Below are 18954 nucleotides of genomic sequence, written 5' to 3'. Positions count from 1 at the left end.
GATTATACATTTTCCAAACAGAGATGGCAAGAGAGAATCTTAAAAAGAATCAGGAGAGGGACTGCGTCAGGATGACCCGCACTTTGGCGTCGGTTCCCAGGGTGCCGCTGTAATAGACGGTAAAGGTATCGGTGTAGGCCTTGGCCTGGGCGAGGGAGATCCACTGCCCGTTGTCCGTGTTGTACACCTGTACCTGGTCGCTGATGGGGACCGCCGCGCCGGACAGGGTCACCGTGTCGGTGCCGTCAAAGGCGGAGCGGGAGACGTCCTCCACCTCCTCCAGGACCAGAAGTCCGGCCACCCGGCCGTCGCTGGAGGGGACCAGTCCGCCCACCTGGCCGTCGGGGACCGCCGTGCCGGTCAGGCACTCCTGGGAGAGACCGGCGCTGTTCTCCACGGCCACCGTGCGGTTGGTCACCTGCATGGTTCCGTTGCCCTCGGTCTTGGTGCCGGAGGAGAAGATGCCGTAGGTATAGGCGTCTCCCGTCACATCGTCCAGTACCAGCACGTCGATCTCCCCGGCGGAGTTGGTTGCCGTGTAGAGGATGCGGGAGGCGGGAACAGAGTCCACCAGCAGGTCTTCCAGAGCGATCTGGACGGCGTGGGTCTTGCCCACCCGGTCATAGAGCACCACGTCCTCGGCCAGAGGGGTGCTCCCCAGGGTCCGCTCCGCCACCTGAAGGGCGGCGGAGGAGGTGCCGGCCGAGACCTGGGAGAGGGAGAGGGTCCCCAGACTAGAGGCGCTCACCCGCACCAGGTCACCCACCGCAAAGGTGGTGTCGGAGCAGCTCCCGGAGGCGGTGAGCCCGTTGGAGAGGGCCACGGAACAGGAGTTCCCGGTCTCGGTCACCAGACCGATCATGACGGCGCTGTGCTCGGAGGGAGAGCAGGCGTCCACGATCTCACCGGAGCCGTTGAAGGAGACGGTGATCCGGTCCCCCACCCGGAACTGGGCCAGGGCGCTCACCCCCTCCTCGGCCACCGGGTAGGTCTCCCCCAGCAGGGTGATCGAGGTGGGGTTGGAGGCATTGGGGAGGACGTTTTCGGTAGTAGCCGGTGAGCACGGCCCCGTCATACCGCTTGGTCTCGGAGGCGGTGACCAGATTGACGCTGCCGGAGGCGCTGTAGTAGAGGGTGACGGTCTCCCGCCCGTCCAGCTCATACCAGGCCTCGCCGTAGGTGGTGACGGTGTCGTCCAGGACCAGTGTCACCGCGCTGGACAGGGTATAGCTGGCGCCGCTCTCATCCACGAGCCGGTCGGCCTTGGCCTCGGCCAGGGAGAGGGTGCGCACCGTGCTCTCATCCGGGAGGAAGCCGGAGACCGCGCCGCTCTCGTTCAGCAGAAGGGTCCCCCGGCGGTTGAGCAGGGTATCGGGGAGGGCGGTGTCCTGGGTGTACCAGGTCAGGCCGCTGTTTCCGGCATAGACCTGGGCGGTGTGGACCTCACCGGAGGGGGAGGTGTCGTCGTTCTGGAGGAGGACCGCGTCGGAGACGATGGAATGGGCCAGCTTCTCCACGTAGGACGTTCCGTCCTTGCAGCTGCTCTGGAGCATGGCATAGAGCAGGAGGGCGGCCTCGCCCCGGGTCATAGCGGCATCCGCCTGGGGGCGCACGCCCTCCAGGAGCCCCAGATCGGCCCCCTTGCTCAGATAGTCCTGGGGCCAGAAGGGGGCCACGTCCTCCTCCCCGTAGCCCATCAGGCGCAGGACGATGGTGACGGCCTGCCCGATGGTGACCGGGTCATCCGGGCCGAAGCGGCCGTTGCCGTAGCCGCTGATGAGCCCCTCGCTCTGGGCCAGATTCACATAGGGGGCGGCCCAGTGAGAGGCGGGCAGGTCGGAGAAGAGGGTGCGGTATGCGCTCTCGGCCACCTGATCGCCGTGCCCCTCGGCGAGGACGGCGAGGGTGGCGAACTGGGCGCGGGTCAGGGTCTCGGAGGGGCGGAAGGTCCCGTCGGAGTAGCCCGAGACAATGCCCAGGCTGGACAGGACGGATACCGCCTCGGAGACGTCGGCGTCCCCGATGTCGGAGAAGCCGGCGGCCTGTGCGGGGAGGGAGAGACCCACCACGCCGATGATACCCAGGCACAGGGCGGCCGCCAGAACGGCGGAGAGGATTCGCTGTTTCATTGGATACACCTCTTAGTTTGTTAGTCGGCCCGCAGCGCGTCCACGGGCTGGAGGTTGGAGGCCTTGACGGCCGGATAGATGCCGAAGAGGATGCCGATGGCCACCGAGAAGGAGAAGGCCCCCAGGGTGACCGGCAGGCTGGGGAGGAGGATGAGGTCATACATGGCCTTCCCCAGGATCAGGGACAGCCCGAAGCCCAGGGCGATGCCGATGAGCCCGCCCAGGCCGCTGAGGATGCCGGCCTCCACCAGGAACTGGGTGATGATCTCGCCCCGGGGGGCGCCGATGGACTTTTTGATGCCGATCTCCCGGGTGCGCTCGGTGACGGTGACCAGCATGATGTTCATGATGCCGATGCCGCCCACCAGAAGGGCGATGGAGGCGATGCCGCCCAGCACCACACTCATGGAGGTGGTCTCCTCCGAGCTCTCCGACATGGCGGAGTTTCCGTTTTCCAGGGTGTACTCCCCCACGCTGGAGGAGATCTGCTGGGCCAGATAGACCTCCAGCCGGGCCAGCACGGTCTCCACATGCTGGGAGGTGTCCACCTTGACCGTGATGGAGGTGACGTCGGCGCTCTGGAGGAGCTCCCGGTTGAGGGTATAGGGCACGGCGAGCATGTCGTCCATGGAGTCCTCCGTGCCGCCGTCCTTCTGGTAGTAGGTGCCCACCACGGTGAAGGGGATGCCGGAGAGATAGACGGTCTCCCCGATGGGGTCAGTGTAGGGGAAGAGGGCGGACGCCACATAGGAGCCCAGGACGCACACCTTGCTGCGCTGCTCCAGATCCCACTCATTCAGGTCCCGCCCGTCCTCCAGCGTGTAGTTGTTGCAGATGGAGAACTGGTCGCTGCCCAGGTAGATGGTGCTCTCCTCCAGCGTGGTGGAGCGGTATTTTACCGGCAGCTGCGCGGAGGAGGAGGGGGAGACCCCCTCCACCATGTCTCCCAGCGTGTCGTTGGCGTAAGTGTAGACCAGGCTGTACACATCGCTGGCCCGGGTGCGGTCATACCAGGTCAGGCTGAGATTGACCTTGTTGACGCCCAGCTTTTCATAGTAGGCGGTGATGTCGGCGTTGTAGCCGGAGACCAGGGCCACCAGGACCAGCACGGCGGTGACGCCGATGATGATGCCCAGCATGGTGAGGAAGGAGCGGCCCTTCTTTTCCCGGATCGAGTCCAGAGCCATCAAAAGCGCGTTCATGCTCTCGCTCCTCCCGCGGGCTGGGCCAGGAGGACCCCGTCCCAGAGGCTGTCGTGGATGATGTGTCCGTCCTTGACCTGGACGGTGCGGCGGGCCTGGGCGGCGATGGAGTTGTCGTGGGTGATGAGGATCACCGTGGTGCCCCGGGTGTTGAGCTCCTTCATCAGGGAGAGGACCTGGGCGCCGGTGGCGGAGTCCAGCGCGCCGGTGGGCTCATCGGCCATGAGGACGGGGGAGCGGGTGGCGATGGCCCGCGCGATGGCCACACGCTGCTGCTGGCCGCCCGAGAGCTGGGTGGGGCGGTTCTCGGCCTTGGCGGAGATCTCCACCTGCTCCAGGGCCTCCATGGCCCGCGCCTTCCGCTCGGCCAGGGGGACCTTCTGGTAGAGCATGGGCAGGGCCACATTCTGCCAGACGTTCAGAGAGGGGATCAGGTTGTACCCCTGAAAGATGAAGCTGATCTGACGGGAGCGGATGAGCTCCAGTTCCCGCCGCGACTTCTGGCGGATGGAGACGCCGTCCAGGTAGTATTCTCCGCTGGTGGGCACATCCAGGCAGCCGAGAATGTTCATCATGGTGGACTTGCCCGACCCGGAGGTGCCGATGATGGCCACGAATTCCCCCGTGTCGATCTCCAGGGAGACGTCATCCAGGGCGTTGACCTGATTTTCCTGGCCCTGGGCGTAGATCTTGGATACGCGCTGCAATTGGATCAGGGACATGCGCATCAGCCTCCCATCCGTCCGCCGCCGGGCATGCCGCCGCCTCCGCCGGAGAAACCGCCGGAGAAGTCGCCGCCCGGTGCGGCGGGCATCATCTGCATCTCGCCGCCGGGGAAGGCCTGCTCCTGGGACTCCTCACCCTGGCTGGTGGTGTCGCCGTTGGCCGGGGCGCTCTGCTGGTAGCGGGTAAAGACCACGTCGCCCTCCTCCGAGCCCGAGAGGATGCGCACATACTGGCTGTTGGAGTCGCCCACCTCCACGGGCACGGCATAGAAGCCGTCGGGCACGCCCTCGGCCTCCACAGTCTGCTCGGGCGGGGTGTCGGACTGGATGTACAGGCAGGTCTCCCCGTCGGTGGAGCGCTTCAGAGCGGAGATGGGGGCCAGAAGGCCCTCCGAGGTGTCTCCCACCTGGATGGAGTAGGAGACGTTCACACCGGCCGAGAGCTCCCCGCCGCTGGGGATCTGAATGGTCACCGGGAAATAGGCCACGCCGTTGGAGTTGGTGGCCTCATAGCTCACGGCGGTGACGGTGCCGGTAAAGGTCTGGTCGCCGTCGCTGCTGGCGCCCGAGCGGGAGATGAGGGCCTGGGTGCCCACCGTGACGTGCTCGATGTCCAGCTCGTCGATGTTGACCGAGATCTCCATGTTGTCCAGATTATAGAGGAGTACGGCGGTCTCGCCCGCCTGCCGGGGGGTCTCCCCTTCGCTCACGTTGACCTGGATGACCTTGCCGGAGATCTCGGCGGTGACGGCGTAGTCGGCCCGCTTGGCCTCGGTCTCGGTGATCTGCTCCTGGTAGTCGGCGATGCGCTCCTGGGTCTGGGTGATCTTGTTCTGTACGCTGGAGAGCTGGGAGGTGTAGTCGCTCCCATCCAGCACAAAGAGGGTCTGGCCCTTGGTGACGGTGCCGTAGGCCACCGGGGTCACCTGGGTCAGTTCGCCGGAGGCCTCAGCGGTGAGGGTCTCGCTGTCCTTGTACTCCAGGGTGCCCGAGATGGCGGCGTAGATGGGCTGCCCGGAGGAAGAGGAGATGGAGGACGCGCAGGACATGCCCTGGGTGAGGGCGCCGGGGTTATCCACGGTGATGGTGACGGCAAAGCACTTGGTGCCCTCGGTGGTGTAGCGGGAGACCTTCTGCACATCGGTGACGGTGCCGTCCAGGTTGAGCATGAGGCTGGCGATGGAGACCTGGGCCTTGGAGCCCACCCGGATCTCGGACTCATAGGCGTAGCTGTAATACTCGGTGAGGGTCATCTGGCTGTCGTCCACCAGCTGGGCCAGCTTGGTACCGGCCTGCACGGAGTCGCCGGCCTCCACCTCCACCTCGGTGACGGTGCCGGAGAAGGGGGCGGTGACGGTCAGATGGGAGAGGGTCTCCTGGAGGTCGGAGAGCTGGGTCTGGGCCGTGGTGAGCTCATCCTGGAGATCGGCGATCTGATCCTGGTAGGTGCCGATCTGCTCATCCAGCTCCGAGTCGTCCTGTTCGTAGAGGAGATCGCCCGCCTGGACGATGTCGCCCGCGGCCACATAGACCTTGGTGATCTCCGCGGTGGAGGCCACGGTGGCGGTCTGGCTGTCGGCCGGGAGGGTCACACCGGTGCCCGTGATGGTGGTGGCAAGGCTCCCGGTGGTGAGGGTCTCGGTGAGCGGCGTGGAGGACTCCGAGGGGGAGAAGAGCTGGTAGAGGGCGAATCCCCCGGCGGCCAGCACCGCCAGCGCCGGCAGAAGGAGCAGGCGCTTTGGGAGCGTTCGGCGCTTCCTGGGGGTTTCAGAAGCGGACGGGGCGTCCGCAGGGAGGGTTGTGAGCTGCATACATTCAGCCTCCTGTTCTTTAATTCTTTCCTAGTATAAAGTGGGAAACTGAAATTACTCTGAAGAAGAGGGGGCCGAGTGTGAACGGCGTGTAAATTTCCTTGTCAGTGCCGGTAAAATCTGCTATGATGATGCGTACCAGAACGGGGAGAAATGGGGGATTTCGGTGTTATTGGAGGAAGACCAGCGCTATCTGGAGCGGCTGCGGGGCAATGCGCTGGGAGAAGAGGACTACGCCTGGCTCCTGGCCCGGGTGCGCAACCAGATGGAGACCGTGGCGGGCATGGGCGATCCGGAGGACCCGGACCGCAAGGCCTTTCTGGACAAGTGCGGCGCCATCGCCGCTCGTCTGACCGCCGCCCTGGAGGGGCGCTGACGCCAAGAGAAGAGGGACCCTGAAGGGCATGGCTCCACCGGACAGGGTCTTTTTTTCTGCCCGGAGCCGGGGAAACCGGGGGAAATCGCCCGAACAACCGGGAGAGAGGCGCGATTTTGCATTGAGTATCCGGTGCGGGTATGTTATAATATCCCATGTATGCATATACTGAAACAAACGCGTAAGTCTGGAACAATGTCTAGAGGTGTATCTATGAATATAGTAGTGTTGGCGGGCGGACTGAGTCCGGAACGCAACGTGTCCTTCGCGTCGGGCGCCATGGTGGCGCAGGCTCTGCAGCGGAAAGGGCACCAGGTAGCCATGGTGGACCTGTATCTGGGACTGGAGGACTATGGGCATCCGCTCGCGGATCTGTTCCGGCTTCCGCCCCCGCTGCCCGATCTGAGCATCAAGGAGGAGGAGCCCGATCTGGAGGCGGTGAAGGCCGCGCGCAAGCTCCAGAGCGGGAGCATTTTCGGCCAGGGCGTGCTGGCGGCCTGCCAGATGGCCGACGTGGTGTTCAACGCCCTCCACGGCGAGAGCGGCGAGGACGGGCGCATCCAGGCTGCGTTCGACATGCTGGGCATCGCCTATACCGGCTCGGGCTATCTGGGCAGCGCCATCGCCATGGATAAGAACTACACCAAGCAGCTGGCGGCGGCCGAGGGCATCCTCACCCCCCAGTGGCGCACCGTCAAGCTCACCGACCGGGAGATCGAAGAGGTGGAGCGCAGCGAGCCCCTGCCCTGCGTGGTGAAGATCCACAACGGCGGCTCGTCGGTGGGCGTGTTCATCTGCCGCACCGGGGAGGAGCTCCACAAGGCCCTGCGGGAGTGCCGCCGCCTGGGCCGCCAGGTGCTGGTGGAGCAGTTCGTGGAGGGCCGGGATTTCTTCTGCGGCGTCCTGGACGGCGAGAGCCTGCCCCCCATCGAGGTCATCCCCAAGACGGGCTTTTACGACTATAAGAACAAGTATGTGGCCGGGGCCTCTCTGGAGGTCTGTCCCGCCCAGGTGGACGGGAAGGCGGAGGCCCAGATGCGCTCGGCCGCCCGGCGGATCCATGAGCTGCTGGGTCTCACGGCCTATTCCCGCAGCGACTTTGTGCTGGACAAGGACAACCGGCCCTGGTTCCTGGAGGTCAACACCCTGCCCGGTATGACGGACACCAGCCTCCTGCCCCAGGAGGCCGCGGCGGTGGGTGTGGACTACGACACCCTGTGCCAGAAGATCGTGGACGCCTCGCTGGAGGCCCGGAAAGAACAGAAATAAAAACGCGGGACCCAAGGTCCCCAGGAGGAGATTCGATGGAAGCCATCACCATACGCGAGATCATGGAGGTCGTGGGCGGGCACATGCTGGGCGAGTTTCACGACCTGGACCGGGAGATCACCCGGGTCGAGACCGACAGCCGGACCATCCATGAGGGGTCCCTCTTCGTGCCCCTGTCCGGCGAGCGCTTTGACGGTCACGCCTACATCAACGCCGCGCTGGAGGGGGGAGCCGCAGGCTGCTTCACCCAGCGGGAGCGGGAGAGCTATCTGCCCGGAAAGTTCTACATCAAGGTGGCCAACACCGGCCGGGCTCTGCGGGACCTTGCCAAGCACTATAAGAGCAAGTTCCACATCCCCTTCGTGGCCCTGACCGGCTCGGTGGGCAAGACCACCACCAAGGACATGGTGGCCGCCGTGCTGGGGGAGAAGTTCAAGGTCCTCAAGACCGAGGGCAACCTGAACAACGACATCGGCGTGCCCATGACCCTGCTGCGCCTGAACCGGGAGCATGAGATCGCCGTGCTGGAGCTGGGCATGAACCACGCCGGGGAGATCGACTATCTCTCCGACATCGTGGAGCCCGACGTGGCCCTCATCACCAACGTGGGCGACTCCCACATCGAGTTCTTCGGCACCCGGGAGAAGATCCTGGAGGCCAAGAGCGAGATCTTCCACCACGCCAAGAAGGACTGCTTTGTGGTCCTCAACGGCGACGATCCCCTCCTGCGCTCCCTGGAGCCCAAGCTGCCCTTTGAGACGGTCTGGTGCGGCGGGAGCGAGGGCCTGGACTACCGGGCCAGCGACATCGTCAGCGACGGCAAGAGCCACATGACCTGCCGGGTCAAGACCCCCCGCATGGAGGGAACGGTGGAGATCCCCGCCCTGGGCGAGCACATGATCTATCCCACCCTGATGGCCATGGCGGTGGGCGAGCACTTCGGCCTCACCGAGAAGGAGATCGTGGACGGTGTGCTTCACTTCGCGCCCACCAAGATGCGCATGAACATCATCCACCGGGCCGACGACATCACCATCCTCAACGACACCTACAACGCCAATCCCCAGTCCATGCGCGCGGCGGTGGAGGTCCTCTCCAACACCAAGGCCGAGCACAAGGTGGCCGTGCTGGGCGACATGTTCGAGCTGGGCCCCCTGGCCCCGGTGCTCCACGCCGGCGTGGGCGAGTACCTGGGTAAGGTGGGGATCGACTGCCTGGTGGCGGTGGGTGAGCTGGCCAAGCACATCTACGACGCGGCCAAGCTGAGCCCCCTGGAGGAGGTCTACTACTGCCCCGATAAGGAGAGCGCCCACAGCGTGCTGGACCAGGTGCTCCGGCCCCATACCACCGTCCTGGTCAAGGCCTCCCGCGGTATGGCCTTCGAGGACCTGGTGGAGTACCTCAAGAGCAAGACAAAAGAGGCTGAGTAAATTCGGAGCCGCGGACTCCCCAAGGGGGCCCGCGGCCTTTTCCGCAACATAGGAGTACAACAATGATCGATATATCCGTATCCGGCCTCGTCAAGGAGTTCGAGGTCGGCACACGCATTCTGGACGGCCTGACCTTCCAGATCGACCAGGGAGAACGGGTGGGCCTGCTGGGCAAAAACGGCGCGGGCAAGACCACCTTTCTGAAGATCCTCACCGGGGAGCTGGACTATGACGAGGGAGAAGTGGTGGTGGCCCCGGGCAAGACCATGGGCCTCATCTCCCAGATCCCCGTCTATCCGGCGGAGTATACGGTGGACGACGTGCTGCGCACCGCCTTTGAGCGGCTCCACCGCATGGAGCGGGAGATGGCTGAGCTCACCGAGCGCATGGCCCACGACTCCGACCCCGCCATCCTGAGCCGCTATGACAAGCTGACCGCCGCCTTTGAGGCGGGGGGCGGCTACGACACCGAGACTGAGCTGGGCAAGGTCTGCAACGGCCTGCTCATCTCCCAGGAGATGCGCCGGCAGCTCTTCTCCTCCCTCTCCGGCGGGGAAAAGACCCGGGTGAACCTGGGCCGGCTCATTCTGGAGGATACCGACATCCTCCTGCTGGACGAGCCCACCAACCACCTGGACCTGCGGGCCACCGAGTGGCTGGAGGAATATCTGGACCGCTTCAAGGGGACTGTGCTGGCCATCTCCCATGACCGCTGGTTCCTGGACCGGGTGGTCAAGCGGGTCATCGAGATCCAGGAGGGCAAGGCCGAGTTCTACGCGGGCAATTACAGCTTTTACGCCGAGGAGAAGGAGCGCCGCTACGAGGAGAAGCTCAAGCAGTACGAGAAGGAGCAGGCCAAGATCGAGCAGCTCCAGACCGCGGCGGACAAGCTCCACCTGTGGGCCTTCATGGGCAACGACAAGCTGCACAAGCGGGCCTTCTCCATGGAAAAGCGGATCGAGCGCCTGCGCAAGACCGACAAGCCCAAGAAAGAGCGCAAGCTGGACATGCGCTTCGGCGAGCGGGACTTTCAGGGGGACGAGGTGCTCCTCATCAAGGGCCTGGAGAAGGGCTTTGAGGGGCGCACCCTCTTCCACGACGTGGACCTCCTCATCGAGGGCGGGGAGCGCATCGCCCTGCTGGGGGACAACGGCACCGGCAAGTCCACCTTCCTCAAGCTCATCATGGGGGAGGAGCTCCCCGACGGGGGCAAGATCCGCCGGGGCCCCACGGTGAAGATCGGGTATCTCCCCCAGATCATCCACTTTGACCACCCCGAGCGCAACCTGGTGGACACCATGCTCTACGCCCAGAACTGCACCACCCAGACCGCCCGCAACCGGCTGGCCTCCTTCAACTTCCGGGGGGAGGACGTGTTCAAGCCGGTCTCCGCCCTCTCGGGCGGGGAGCAGAGCCGGCTGCGGCTGTGCATGCTCATGGACGAGAACATCAACCTGCTCATCCTGGACGAGCCCACCAACCATCTGGACATCGCCTCCCGGGAGTGGATCGAGGAGGCGGTCACCGACTACGAGGGGACGCTGCTCTTTGTCTCCCACGACCGCTATTTCATCAACCAGTTTGCAAGCCGCATCTGGATGATCGAGGACGGACAGGTCACCGATTTCCGGGGGACCTTTGAGGAATTCCGGGCCTTTCAGGAGCGGCGCAAGCAGCTGGAGCTCTCCGCCAAGGCCGCCCCGGCCAAGGGGCCCAAGGAGGAGAGCAAGCCCAAGCCCCCCAAGCGCAGCGGCGGCACCAAGATGCTGGAGAAGCAGGTGAGCGCCGCCGAGCGGGCGGTGGCCAAGGCCGAGGAGGCCCTGGAGGCCCTCAACGGCCAGATGGAGGAGGCCGCCACCGACTATGTGCGCCTGCAGGAGCTGTGCGCGGAGAAGGAGCGCATGGAGGGGGAGCTTGCCGCCCTCTATGAGCAGTGGGAAGAACTCTCAGCCGCCCTGGAGGAGGCTCAGGGGTGAGCCGGGAGCGGTTCCCCCGCCGGGGGATCGGCCCCGTGGTCCCGGCGCTCTTCCTTTTCCTGGCAGCGGGCCTCACGCACCACTTCGCCTCGGGGGCCTATCGGTTTGTGGGACTGGTCCTTCTGGCTTTCGCGGTCCTGGCGCTCCTGTGGGGGCTGGGGTCCTATGGCTCCCCGGCCTGGAAGCGGGCCCTGCGGGGGAGCGCCATTGTGCTGGCCATCGCGGGGGCCATGTGCTTTGCGGTGCTGGAGGGCCTGGTGCTGGCCGGGGACCGGACGGAGATCCAGGAGGAGCCCCAGGTGATGGTCATTCTGGGCGCCCAGGTAAAGCCCTGGGGGCCCTCCGTCCTCCTGAAGGACCGGCTGGACACGGCCCTGGACTACTGGCGGGAGCACCCGGAGCTGCCCCTGGTGGTCTCGGGCGGACAGGGGAGCGACGAGCCCATGTCCGAGGCCCAGTGCATGTATGACTATCTCACCGAACAGGGGGTCCCGGGGGAGCAGATCTGGATGGAGGAGAACTCCCGCAATACCGTCCAGAACTTCCGGGAGACCGCCCGGCTCCTGGAGGAGCGGGGCATGGAGCCGGAGGAGACCCACATCCTGGTGGTGTCCAACGGCTTTCATCTGACCCGGGCCAGGATGCTGGCCGACCGGAACGGGTTTGCCCATGTCTCCACCCTGGCGGCCCCCAGCAGCGATCTGCCCGCCCGGGTGAACAGCTACGTGCGGGAGGCCCCCGCCCTGCTCAAATCCTGGCTGCTGGACCGCTGACCGGAAACCAACGAAAAAGGAGTGCCTATGAACGATAAATTGGAGGCGCTGGACCTGCGCTATCAGGTGCTGGAGGCCCAGCTCAACGCCCCGGAGACTTACAACGACCCTGCGCTGGTGACCAAGCTCAACCGGGAACAGCGGGAGCTGGAGCCGGTGGTCACGGCCTACCGGAACCTGAACCGCCGCAAGAGCGACCTGGCCGACGCCGAGGAGCTGATGGGCGACCCGGAGATGGCCGAGATGGCCAAAGAGGAATTTGCCCAGGCCAAGAAGGACATCGAGGCCCTGGAGCAGGAGCTCAAGATCCTCCTGCTCCCCAAGGACCCCAACGATGGCAAGAACGTCATCGTGGAGATCCGGGCCGGCGTGGGCGGGGAGGAGGCGGCCCTCTTTGCCCACTCCCTCCACCGGATGTACTCCATGTACGCCGAGGCCCGGGGCTGGAAGGTGGACCTGGTGAACCTGAGCGAGACCGAGCTGGGGGGCGTCAAGGAGCTCTCCATGGTCATCGAGGGGGAGGGGGTCTACTCCCGGCTGAAGTTTGAGAGCGGCGTCCACCGGGTGCAGCGGGTCCCCGAGACCGAGAGCGGCGGACGCATCCACACCTCCACCGCCACCGTGGCCGTCCTCCCTGAGATGGAGGAGGTGGACGTGCAGATCAATCCCGCCGACATCGAGATGCAGGTCTTCCGCTCCTCGGGCGCGGGCGGCCAGCACGTGAACAAGACCTCCTCCGCCGTGCGCCTCATCCACAAGCCCACCGGCACGGTGGTGGAGTGCCAGCAGGAGCGCAGCCAGTTCCAGAACCGGGACAAGGCCATGCGCATTCTGGCCTCCAAGCTCTACGAGGCCGAGCAGGAGCGCCTGAGCAGCGAGTTCGAGAGCCAGCGCCGCAGCCAGGTGGGCTCCGGCATGCGCAACGAGCGCATCCGCACCTACAACTTCCCCCAGGGGCGGGTGACCGACCACCGCATCGGCCTGACCCTCTATAAGATCGACGCCGTGATGGACGGCGATCTGGACGAGCTCATCGACGCGCTGGTGACTGCCGACCAGGCCGAGCGTCTGAAGAGCGGGGAAGAGGCGTAAAGTTTAATTGGTTTACAGTGGGGGCGGAGGAGCCGCGGGCCGTCCGCCCCCATACGAGCACAGAAAAGAGGAACAGTATGGAACTTCGCATCCACTATACCGCCCTCCCCCAGGGCATGGAGGAGGACCGGTTCAAGCTGGAGCTGGCCCAGGTCCTGGACGAGGAAGGCTGGCTCACCGGCTCTGGCACAAGCGATTCCGGGTTTTGGCTGGAGCTGGAGCTGGAGGACGAGCGGGCCAACCCCAAGTACGGCATCCTGGCCGTCAAGCACTACCTCCAGCGCAGCGGCTTTGCCCGGGATACCGCCATTGAGCTCTCCGGCATGCCGGTTGGAATCTACGAGTAACGAGCAGAAATCAGGTGTACAAACTGTGAAGACAAAACGCTTTACATCTCAGCAGACCCAAGAGGCGGCCCGCATTCTGGCCGAGGGAGGGCTTCTGGGCATCCCCACGGAGACCGTGTACGGTCTGGGCGCCAACGGCCTGGATGCCGACGCGGTATCCCGCATCTTTGCGGCCAAGGGACGGCCCCAGGATAACCCCTTGATCCTGCACATCCCCACGGCGGACTGGCTGGAGCGGTACTGCACCGACATCCCGGCTACCGCCTATGCGCTGGCCGGGCGCTTCTGGCCGGGCCCGCTGACCATGATCCTGCGGCGCAAGCCCATGGTGCCCGACGTGGTGACGGCGGGACTGGACACGGTGGGGATGCGCTGTCCCTCCCATCCGGTGTGCCGGGCCATCCTCACCGCCGCGGACCTGCCGGTGGCGGCCCCCTCGGGGAACACCTCCGGCCGGCCCAGCCCCACCAACATGGCGGACATGCTGGAGGACATGGACGGGAAGATCGACGGCATCGTGGACGGGGGCCCCTGCTCCGTGGGGGTGGAGTCCACCATCGTGGACCTGACGGTACAGCCGCCTCGTCTCCTGCGGCCCGGCGGTGTGACGCTGGAGGAACTGCGGGAGGTGCTGGGCGAGGTGGCGGTGGACGAGGCCGTCACCCGGCTCCTGAGCGCGGGGGAGAAGCCCCGGGCCCCTGGCATGAAGTACCGGCACTATGCCCCCAAGGCCCCGGTGACCGTGGTCCAGGGGGAGGCGGCCGAGAGCGCCCGCTACATCCGCCGCCACATCGGCGACCAGGACGGGGTCATCTGCTTTGCGGAGTTCACCCATCTCTTCGAGGGACACCCGGTGGAGTCCATCGGCCCCAAGGCCGACCAGGCCGAGCAGGCCCGGCGGGTCTTCGACGCTCTGCGGGCCTTTGACGGCACGGAGGTGGAGCAGATCTGGGCCCAGGGACCGGAGCCCTCGGGCATCGGTCTGGCGGTGTCCAACCGGCTGAACAAGGCGGCCGGCTTCCACATCGTGGAGGTCTGAGCAGACGGGGAGGAAGCGGCATGGCGATTTTGCTGGTCTATGCGGCCGTGGTGCTGCTGTTTGTGCTGGACCGGATGAAAAAGATCGAACTGGGGCATCCGGTGTGGGTGCTCCTCACCGGGGCAGGCTATTTCTGTTCCACGCTCTGGACGGCGGCTCTCACGTTGCTGGCCCTGGTGCAGACGGTGGAGGGGGCGGGAATTTCATCCCTGCTGGCGTGGGGGCAGGCGGCCCTGTCCGCCCTGCCGGGGACCCTTCTGGGGCTCTACGTGGTGGGGAAGGCCAATTTCTTCCCCCTGGCCCGGGTCCCGGAGGCCACGCGGGTTCAGCGCGCTGCGCGGATTCTGGATGACGGCCTGGCGCTGGGCATCCCGCTCCAGGTGCTGCTCCTCGGCGGCTATGGGTACGCGGCGGTCTCCCTCCACGGGGCCTTTCAGGGGCCGGTGTGGATGCTGCCCTTTTACCCTCTGGTGCTGGCGGCCCTCTGGCCCATGCTGCACCTGGTCTTTCACGTGGCCCTGGTGGCCATCGTTCTGGATCCCCTGATCCTTCTGGCCGCCTTTCTCATCGGCGTGCTGTGGACCGTGCAGGAGATCTTCCTCCTCCACGGCCTGGTCCGGGGGTGTATTTTGCAAAAAAAGCGCCCCGGCGCGCTGGCCCTCCATATCCTGCTGGGCCTGGTGCCGGCGGTCAATCTGATCCTGGCCATCCGCCTGCGCCTTGCGCTGCGGGCGGGGGCGCGGGAGGAGGTATCCATATGAAGCGCATCGGCATCACCGGCCCCACCGGGGCGGGCAAGACCACGGCGCTGCACGCCCTCACCTCCCTGGGGGCGGCGGTCATCGACGCGGACGCCATGTACCACGATCTGCTCTCCTCCGACCAGGGATTGAAAGAGGCCCTGACCGGACGGTTCGGCACGGGAATCCTGGACGAGGGGGGACAGATCGCCCGCAAGCGGCTGGGGGAGATCGTCTTTAGCGATCATCAGGCCCTGGAGGACCTGAACGCCATCACCCACCGCTTCATTCTGGAAGAGCTGGAACGGCGGACCGAGGCGGCCCGGCGAGAGGGCCGGGAAGCGGTGGCGGTGGACGCCATCCGGCTCATCGAGAGCGGGATCGGCGCCTCCTGCGACGCGGTGGTGGGCATTCTGGCCCCGTCCGAGCTGCGCATCCGCCGTATCATGGCCCGGGAGGGGATCGGCGAGGCGTACGCCCGGAAGCGGGTGGAGTCCCAGCCGGGCGACGATTTTTACCGGGCGCACTGCTCTCATATCTTGGAAAACGGCCCGGAGGATACGCCCGAGACCTTCCAGCGCCGGGCCCTGGCCCTGTTCCGGTCCCTGCTGGGAGGGGAAAAAGAAATTCCCAGTTCATGACTGGAAAAAAAGATTCACTTGTGGTAGGATAGACAAGGACGCATTGAGGCGCGCCTCTTTGCTCCGGCGCGTCTGCCATTGTGATATAAGGAGGATCTTTCCTATGGAAGACAAGAAAAAGAGTGTGGGTGAGCTGCGCCGCGAAGCGCTCTGCTACGCCCCCAAGAATGGTTACGATCGTATTTCCGCCGATGAAGAGGCGGCCATGCGTGCTTACTGCGAGGAGTATAAGAAGTTCCTGGACGCCGGCAAGACCGAGCGGGAGTGTGTGGACGAGGCCATCCGTCAGGCCGAGGCCCGGGGCTTCAAGCCCTTTGTCCGGGGCATGGAGCTCAAGGCGGGCGACAAGGTCTACCGCTCCAACCGGGGCAAGGCCCTGATGCTGGCGGTGATCGGCAATCGCTCCCTGGCCGATGGCGTAAACATCGGCGCGGCCCATATCGACTCTCCCCGCCTGGACCTGAAGCCCAATCCTCTCTATGAGGACGGCGAGATGGCCTTCTTCAAGACCCACTACTACGGCGGCATCCGCAAGTACCAGTGGGTGACCATCCCCCTGGAGCTCCACGGCGTGATCGCCCTGAAGAACGGCACCGTTCTCAAGGTGGCCATCGGCACCGGCGCCGGCGATCCCCTCTTCACCGTGGACGATCTGCTGCCCCACCTGGGCGCGGAGCAGTCCAAGAAGCCCCTGGGCGAGGCCATCCCCGCCGAGAGCCTGAACATCCTGGTGGGCAGCCGTCCCTTTAAGGACGACGAGGGCGCCGACCGGGTCAAGCTGGCCATCCTGGATATCCTGAACCAGAAGTACGGCATCGTGGAGGAGGACTTCATCTCCGCCGAGCTGGAGGCCGTCCCCGCCTTCCGTGCCAGCGACATCGGCTTTGACCGCTCCCTCATCGGCGCCTATGGCCACGATGACCGGGTGTGCGCCTATGCGGAGTTTGCCGCCATCCTGGAGCTGGGCGTGCCCGAGCGCACCGCCGTGTGCATCCTGGCCGACAAGGAGGAGATCGGCTCCGAGGGCGTGTCCGGCATGCAGTCCGCCACCTTTGACACCTTCATGTCCGACCTGTGCGACACCCAGAAGGTGCCCCTGAAGGCCTGCTACGAGAAGTCCTTCTGCCTCTCCGCCGACGTGACCGCGGCTTACGATCCCAATTTCCCCGAGGTCTATGAGAAGCGCAACAGCGCTCGTGTCAACTACGGTATGGGCCTGTCCAAGTACACCGGAGCCCGGGGCAAGTCCGGCTCCTCCGACGCGGCCGCCGAGGTGGTGGCCTATGTCCGCCGCACCCTGGACGAGGCCGGCGTGCTCTGGCAGATGGCCGAGCTGGGCAAGGTGGACGCGGGCGGCGGCGGCACCGTGGCCTGCTTCATGGCCAACCGCGATATCGACACCATCGATGCCGGTGTGCCCGTGCTCTCCATGCACTCTCCTTTTGAGACGGTCTCCAAGCTGGACTGCTACATGACCTACAAGGGCATGAAGGCGGTCTACGAGGCCAAGTAAAAGAGCCCATAGAACACCGAGGAGCCCCGGACGTTTGTCCGGGGCTCCTTTTTGGATAGCGGGCAAAAAATCGGGCAACCTATCCTCAAACCAAGAGGGGGGAACCGACATGGAGCAAAACAAATCCGAGCAGATGGAAGAGGGGCGGGCCCAGATCGAAGAGCTGGGCTCCTCCGTGATCCGCACCCGGCGGGGCGCCATCCATACCCTGACCATTGTGGGCCAGATCGAGGGACACCAGGTTCTGGACCCGTCCACCAAGACCACCAAATACGAGCATGTGCTGCCGCTGCTGGCCGCGGTGGAGGAGAGCGACGACATCGACGGCCTTCTGGTCCTCCTCAACACCGTGGGCGGGGACATCGAGGCGGGGCTGGCCATCGCGGAGCTCATCTCCGGGATGAAGAAGCCCACGGTATCCCTGGTGCTGGGAGGCGGGCACTCCATTGGCGTGCCGCTGGCGGTGTCTGCGCAGACCTCCTTCATCGCGCCCTCGGCCGCCATGACCATCCATCCGGTGCGCATGTCGGGAACGGTCATCGGCGTGTCCCAGACCTTCCACTATTTCAGCCGCATCCAGGAGCGGATTCTGGACTTTGTCACCCGCCACAGCAGGATCCAGCGGGATACCTTTACCGAGCTGATGCTCCAGACCGGGGAGCTGGCCGCCGACGTGGGCAGCGTGGTCCACGGGGAAGAGGCGGTGGCCATTGGACTCATCGACCATGTGGGCGGCCTCTCCGACGCGCTGGAGTGCCTGCACCAGATGATGGACCGCAGAGAGAGCGAGCGGACAAGAGGATAAAACAGAGAGGAATGGAGTTTGCTCCATTCCTTTTTTGTTGACATAACGGCAAGAAAAAACGTGGAAATCTGCGGGAAAGTATGGTATCATATTCCTGTATGTCATGCATACCGTCTGCACGCCGTCCCGCAGAGAGGATCGAGAAGGGGCGGTGAAGGAGAATGGAGGGATCCGGGTTGAATCTGATACAATCCATACTGATGGGCGTGATCCAGGGCATTGCGGAATTTCTTCCCATTTCCAGCTCTGGCCACCTGGTGCTGTTTGAGACCTTTTTCGGGATGAAAGAGACCGAATCCATGCTCTTTTCGGTGCTCCTTCATCTGGGAACACTGATCTCGGTTTGTATCTACTACCACAAGGACGTGTGGGAGATGCTGCGGGCCTTCGGCGCGTGGGTGACCGCCCTGGTCAAGCGGGACCCCAAGGGGATGGGACGTCCCACACCGGCCGGGCGCATGATCATCCTGCTGGTGACGGCCACCCTGCCGCTCGTTGTCCTCCTGCCCATCCACAAGTGGCTGGAGCGGACCTTCTCCCACAATATCTCGGTCTCCATCGCCATGCTCCTGACCGGATTCCTGCTCTTCTTCTCGGATCGGCGGGCCAAGGGACACAAGAACGCCAAGAGTGCCACGCTGGTGGATGCCCTTCTGGTGGGCGCGGCCCAGGCCGTGGGCACCATACCCGGGATCTCCCGCTCCGGTATCACCATCTCCACCGGGCTCTTCCGGGGCTTTGACCGGAAGTTCGCGGTGCGCTTCTCCTTCCTGATGAGCCTGCCCGCCGTACTGGGGGCCAACCTGCTCAAGATCGGGGAGGCGGCCGCTGAGGGAGTGGACCCCGCCCTCATCCCCGGATACATCGCCGGCGTCATCGTGGCGGCGGTGGTGGGCTATTTCGCCATCCGGCTGGTGAACCTCCTCTCGGACAAGGGACGCTTCGGCATGTTCGCCTATTACTGCTGGGTCGTGGGCCTGGGCTCTCTCATCGCCGGGATCATTGTGCCCTTCTTCGGCAAGTAATGAAACTTTACAACCATTGAAACTCTAGGGAATGAGGCATGGTGACCATGCCTCATTCTGC

At 65.0% G+C, this 18954-nt stretch carries 18 protein-coding genes; 13 read left to right on the top strand and 5 right to left on the bottom strand.

From position 1 onward, the window contains the following. Positions 1-49 precede the first annotated feature (49 nt). The 5 genes from INF37_RS15765 to INF37_RS11795 are packed head-to-tail and all read right to left on the bottom strand — an operon-like array spanning position 50 to position 5867. Positions 50-982 carry a hypothetical protein gene (locus tag INF37_RS15765; RefSeq protein ID WP_235964318.1) on the bottom strand — a complete coding sequence of 311 codons (933 nt, stop codon included), beginning with the start codon at positions 980-982 and terminating at the stop codon, positions 50-52. Further along, the gene (locus INF37_RS15760) at positions 903-2129 is read right to left on the bottom strand and encodes an S-layer homology domain-containing protein (RefSeq protein ID WP_235964317.1); all 1227 of its coding nucleotides are present in this window, start codon (positions 2127-2129) and stop codon (positions 903-905) included. The genes INF37_RS15765 and INF37_RS15760 overlap by 80 nt, the downstream gene beginning before the upstream one ends. Positions 2130-2149: 20 nt before the next feature. Beyond that, positions 2150-3331, bottom strand: a complete 1182-nt coding sequence (locus INF37_RS11805; protein WP_193538470.1) for an ABC transporter permease — start codon at positions 3329-3331, stop codon at positions 2150-2152. Beyond that, entirely contained in the window at positions 3328-4053 is a 726-nt protein-coding gene (locus INF37_RS11800) for an ABC transporter ATP-binding protein (RefSeq protein WP_193538468.1), read from the bottom strand. Before INF37_RS11800 ends, INF37_RS11805 begins: the two co-directional genes overlap by 4 nt. Before the next feature lie 5 nt (positions 4054-4058). Next, complete coding sequence (locus INF37_RS11795) at positions 4059-5867, bottom strand: efflux RND transporter periplasmic adaptor subunit (RefSeq protein WP_193538466.1); 1809 nt, start codon at positions 5865-5867, stop codon at positions 4059-4061. 166 nt (positions 5868-6033) lie between these two features. On the opposite strand from INF37_RS11795, the gene INF37_RS11790 reads away from it, so the two are divergent. The 13 genes from INF37_RS11790 (at position 6034) to INF37_RS11730 (ending at position 18893) form a co-directional block, all read left to right on the top strand. Beyond that, positions 6034-6243: a hypothetical protein gene (locus INF37_RS11790; protein ID WP_193538464.1), complete on the top strand. Its 210-nt coding sequence runs from the start codon at positions 6034-6036 to the stop codon at positions 6241-6243. 213 nt (positions 6244-6456) lie between these two features. Beyond that, positions 6457-7512, top strand: coding sequence for a D-alanine--D-alanine ligase family protein (locus tag INF37_RS11785; RefSeq protein ID WP_101692901.1), 1056 nt, complete (start codon positions 6457-6459; stop codon positions 7510-7512). A 35-nt stretch (positions 7513-7547) separates the two neighbouring features. Further along, positions 7548-8942 carry a UDP-N-acetylmuramoyl-tripeptide--D-alanyl-D-alanine ligase gene (locus INF37_RS11780; RefSeq protein WP_193538462.1) on the top strand — a complete coding sequence of 465 codons (1395 nt, stop codon included), beginning with the start codon at positions 7548-7550 and terminating at the stop codon, positions 8940-8942. Positions 8943-9004: 62 nt separating this feature from the next. Continuing rightward, positions 9005-10918 carry an ABC-F family ATP-binding cassette domain-containing protein gene (locus INF37_RS11775; protein WP_193538460.1) on the top strand — a complete coding sequence of 638 codons (1914 nt, stop codon included), beginning with the start codon at positions 9005-9007 and terminating at the stop codon, positions 10916-10918. Then, on the top strand, positions 10915-11691 hold the full coding sequence (locus INF37_RS11770; protein WP_328821075.1) for a YdcF family protein: 777 nt from the start codon (positions 10915-10917) through the stop codon (positions 11689-11691). Before INF37_RS11775 ends, INF37_RS11770 begins: the two co-directional genes overlap by 4 nt. 27 nt (positions 11692-11718) lie before the next feature. After that, positions 11719-12783: a peptide chain release factor 1 gene (gene prfA, locus INF37_RS11765; RefSeq protein ID WP_101692904.1), complete on the top strand. Its 1065-nt coding sequence runs from the start codon at positions 11719-11721 to the stop codon at positions 12781-12783. Between the two features lie 77 nt (positions 12784-12860). Continuing rightward, positions 12861-13130 carry a hypothetical protein gene (locus INF37_RS11760; protein ID WP_101692905.1) on the top strand — a complete coding sequence of 90 codons (270 nt, stop codon included), beginning with the start codon at positions 12861-12863 and terminating at the stop codon, positions 13128-13130. A gap of 25 nt (positions 13131-13155) precedes the next feature. Further along, entirely contained in the window at positions 13156-14169 is a 1014-nt protein-coding gene (locus tag INF37_RS11755; protein WP_186963680.1) for an L-threonylcarbamoyladenylate synthase, read from the top strand. 20 nt (positions 14170-14189) lie between these two features. Next, the gene (locus tag INF37_RS11750) at positions 14190-14930 is read left to right on the top strand and encodes a hypothetical protein (protein WP_193538458.1); all 741 of its coding nucleotides are present in this window, start codon (positions 14190-14192) and stop codon (positions 14928-14930) included. Then, positions 14927-15550 carry a dephospho-CoA kinase gene (gene coaE, locus INF37_RS11745; protein WP_186963676.1) on the top strand — a complete coding sequence of 208 codons (624 nt, stop codon included), beginning with the start codon at positions 14927-14929 and terminating at the stop codon, positions 15548-15550. The genes INF37_RS11750 and coaE overlap by 4 nt, the downstream gene beginning before the upstream one ends. A gap of 103 nt (positions 15551-15653) precedes the next feature. Then, entirely contained in the window at positions 15654-17063 is a 1410-nt protein-coding gene (locus INF37_RS11740) for an aminopeptidase (RefSeq protein ID WP_186963674.1), read from the top strand. Between the two features lie 109 nt (positions 17064-17172). Continuing rightward, positions 17173-17868 (top strand): ClpP family protease, encoded by a 696-nt coding sequence (locus tag INF37_RS11735; protein WP_186963673.1) that lies wholly within the window; start codon positions 17173-17175, stop codon positions 17866-17868. Between the two features lie 176 nt (positions 17869-18044). Continuing rightward, the gene (locus INF37_RS11730) at positions 18045-18893 is read left to right on the top strand and encodes an undecaprenyl-diphosphate phosphatase (protein ID WP_235964316.1); all 849 of its coding nucleotides are present in this window, start codon (positions 18045-18047) and stop codon (positions 18891-18893) included. Positions 18894-18954 lie beyond the last annotated feature (61 nt).

Origin of the sequence: Pseudoflavonifractor gallinarum, from assembly GCF_014982855.1 — a bacterium.
Taxonomy (GTDB): Bacteria; Bacillota; Clostridia; order Oscillospirales; family Oscillospiraceae; genus Pseudoflavonifractor_A; species Pseudoflavonifractor_A gallinarum.
Note: the sequence above shows the minus strand (reverse complement) of the source record. Positions and strands in the feature narration are given on the sequence as shown.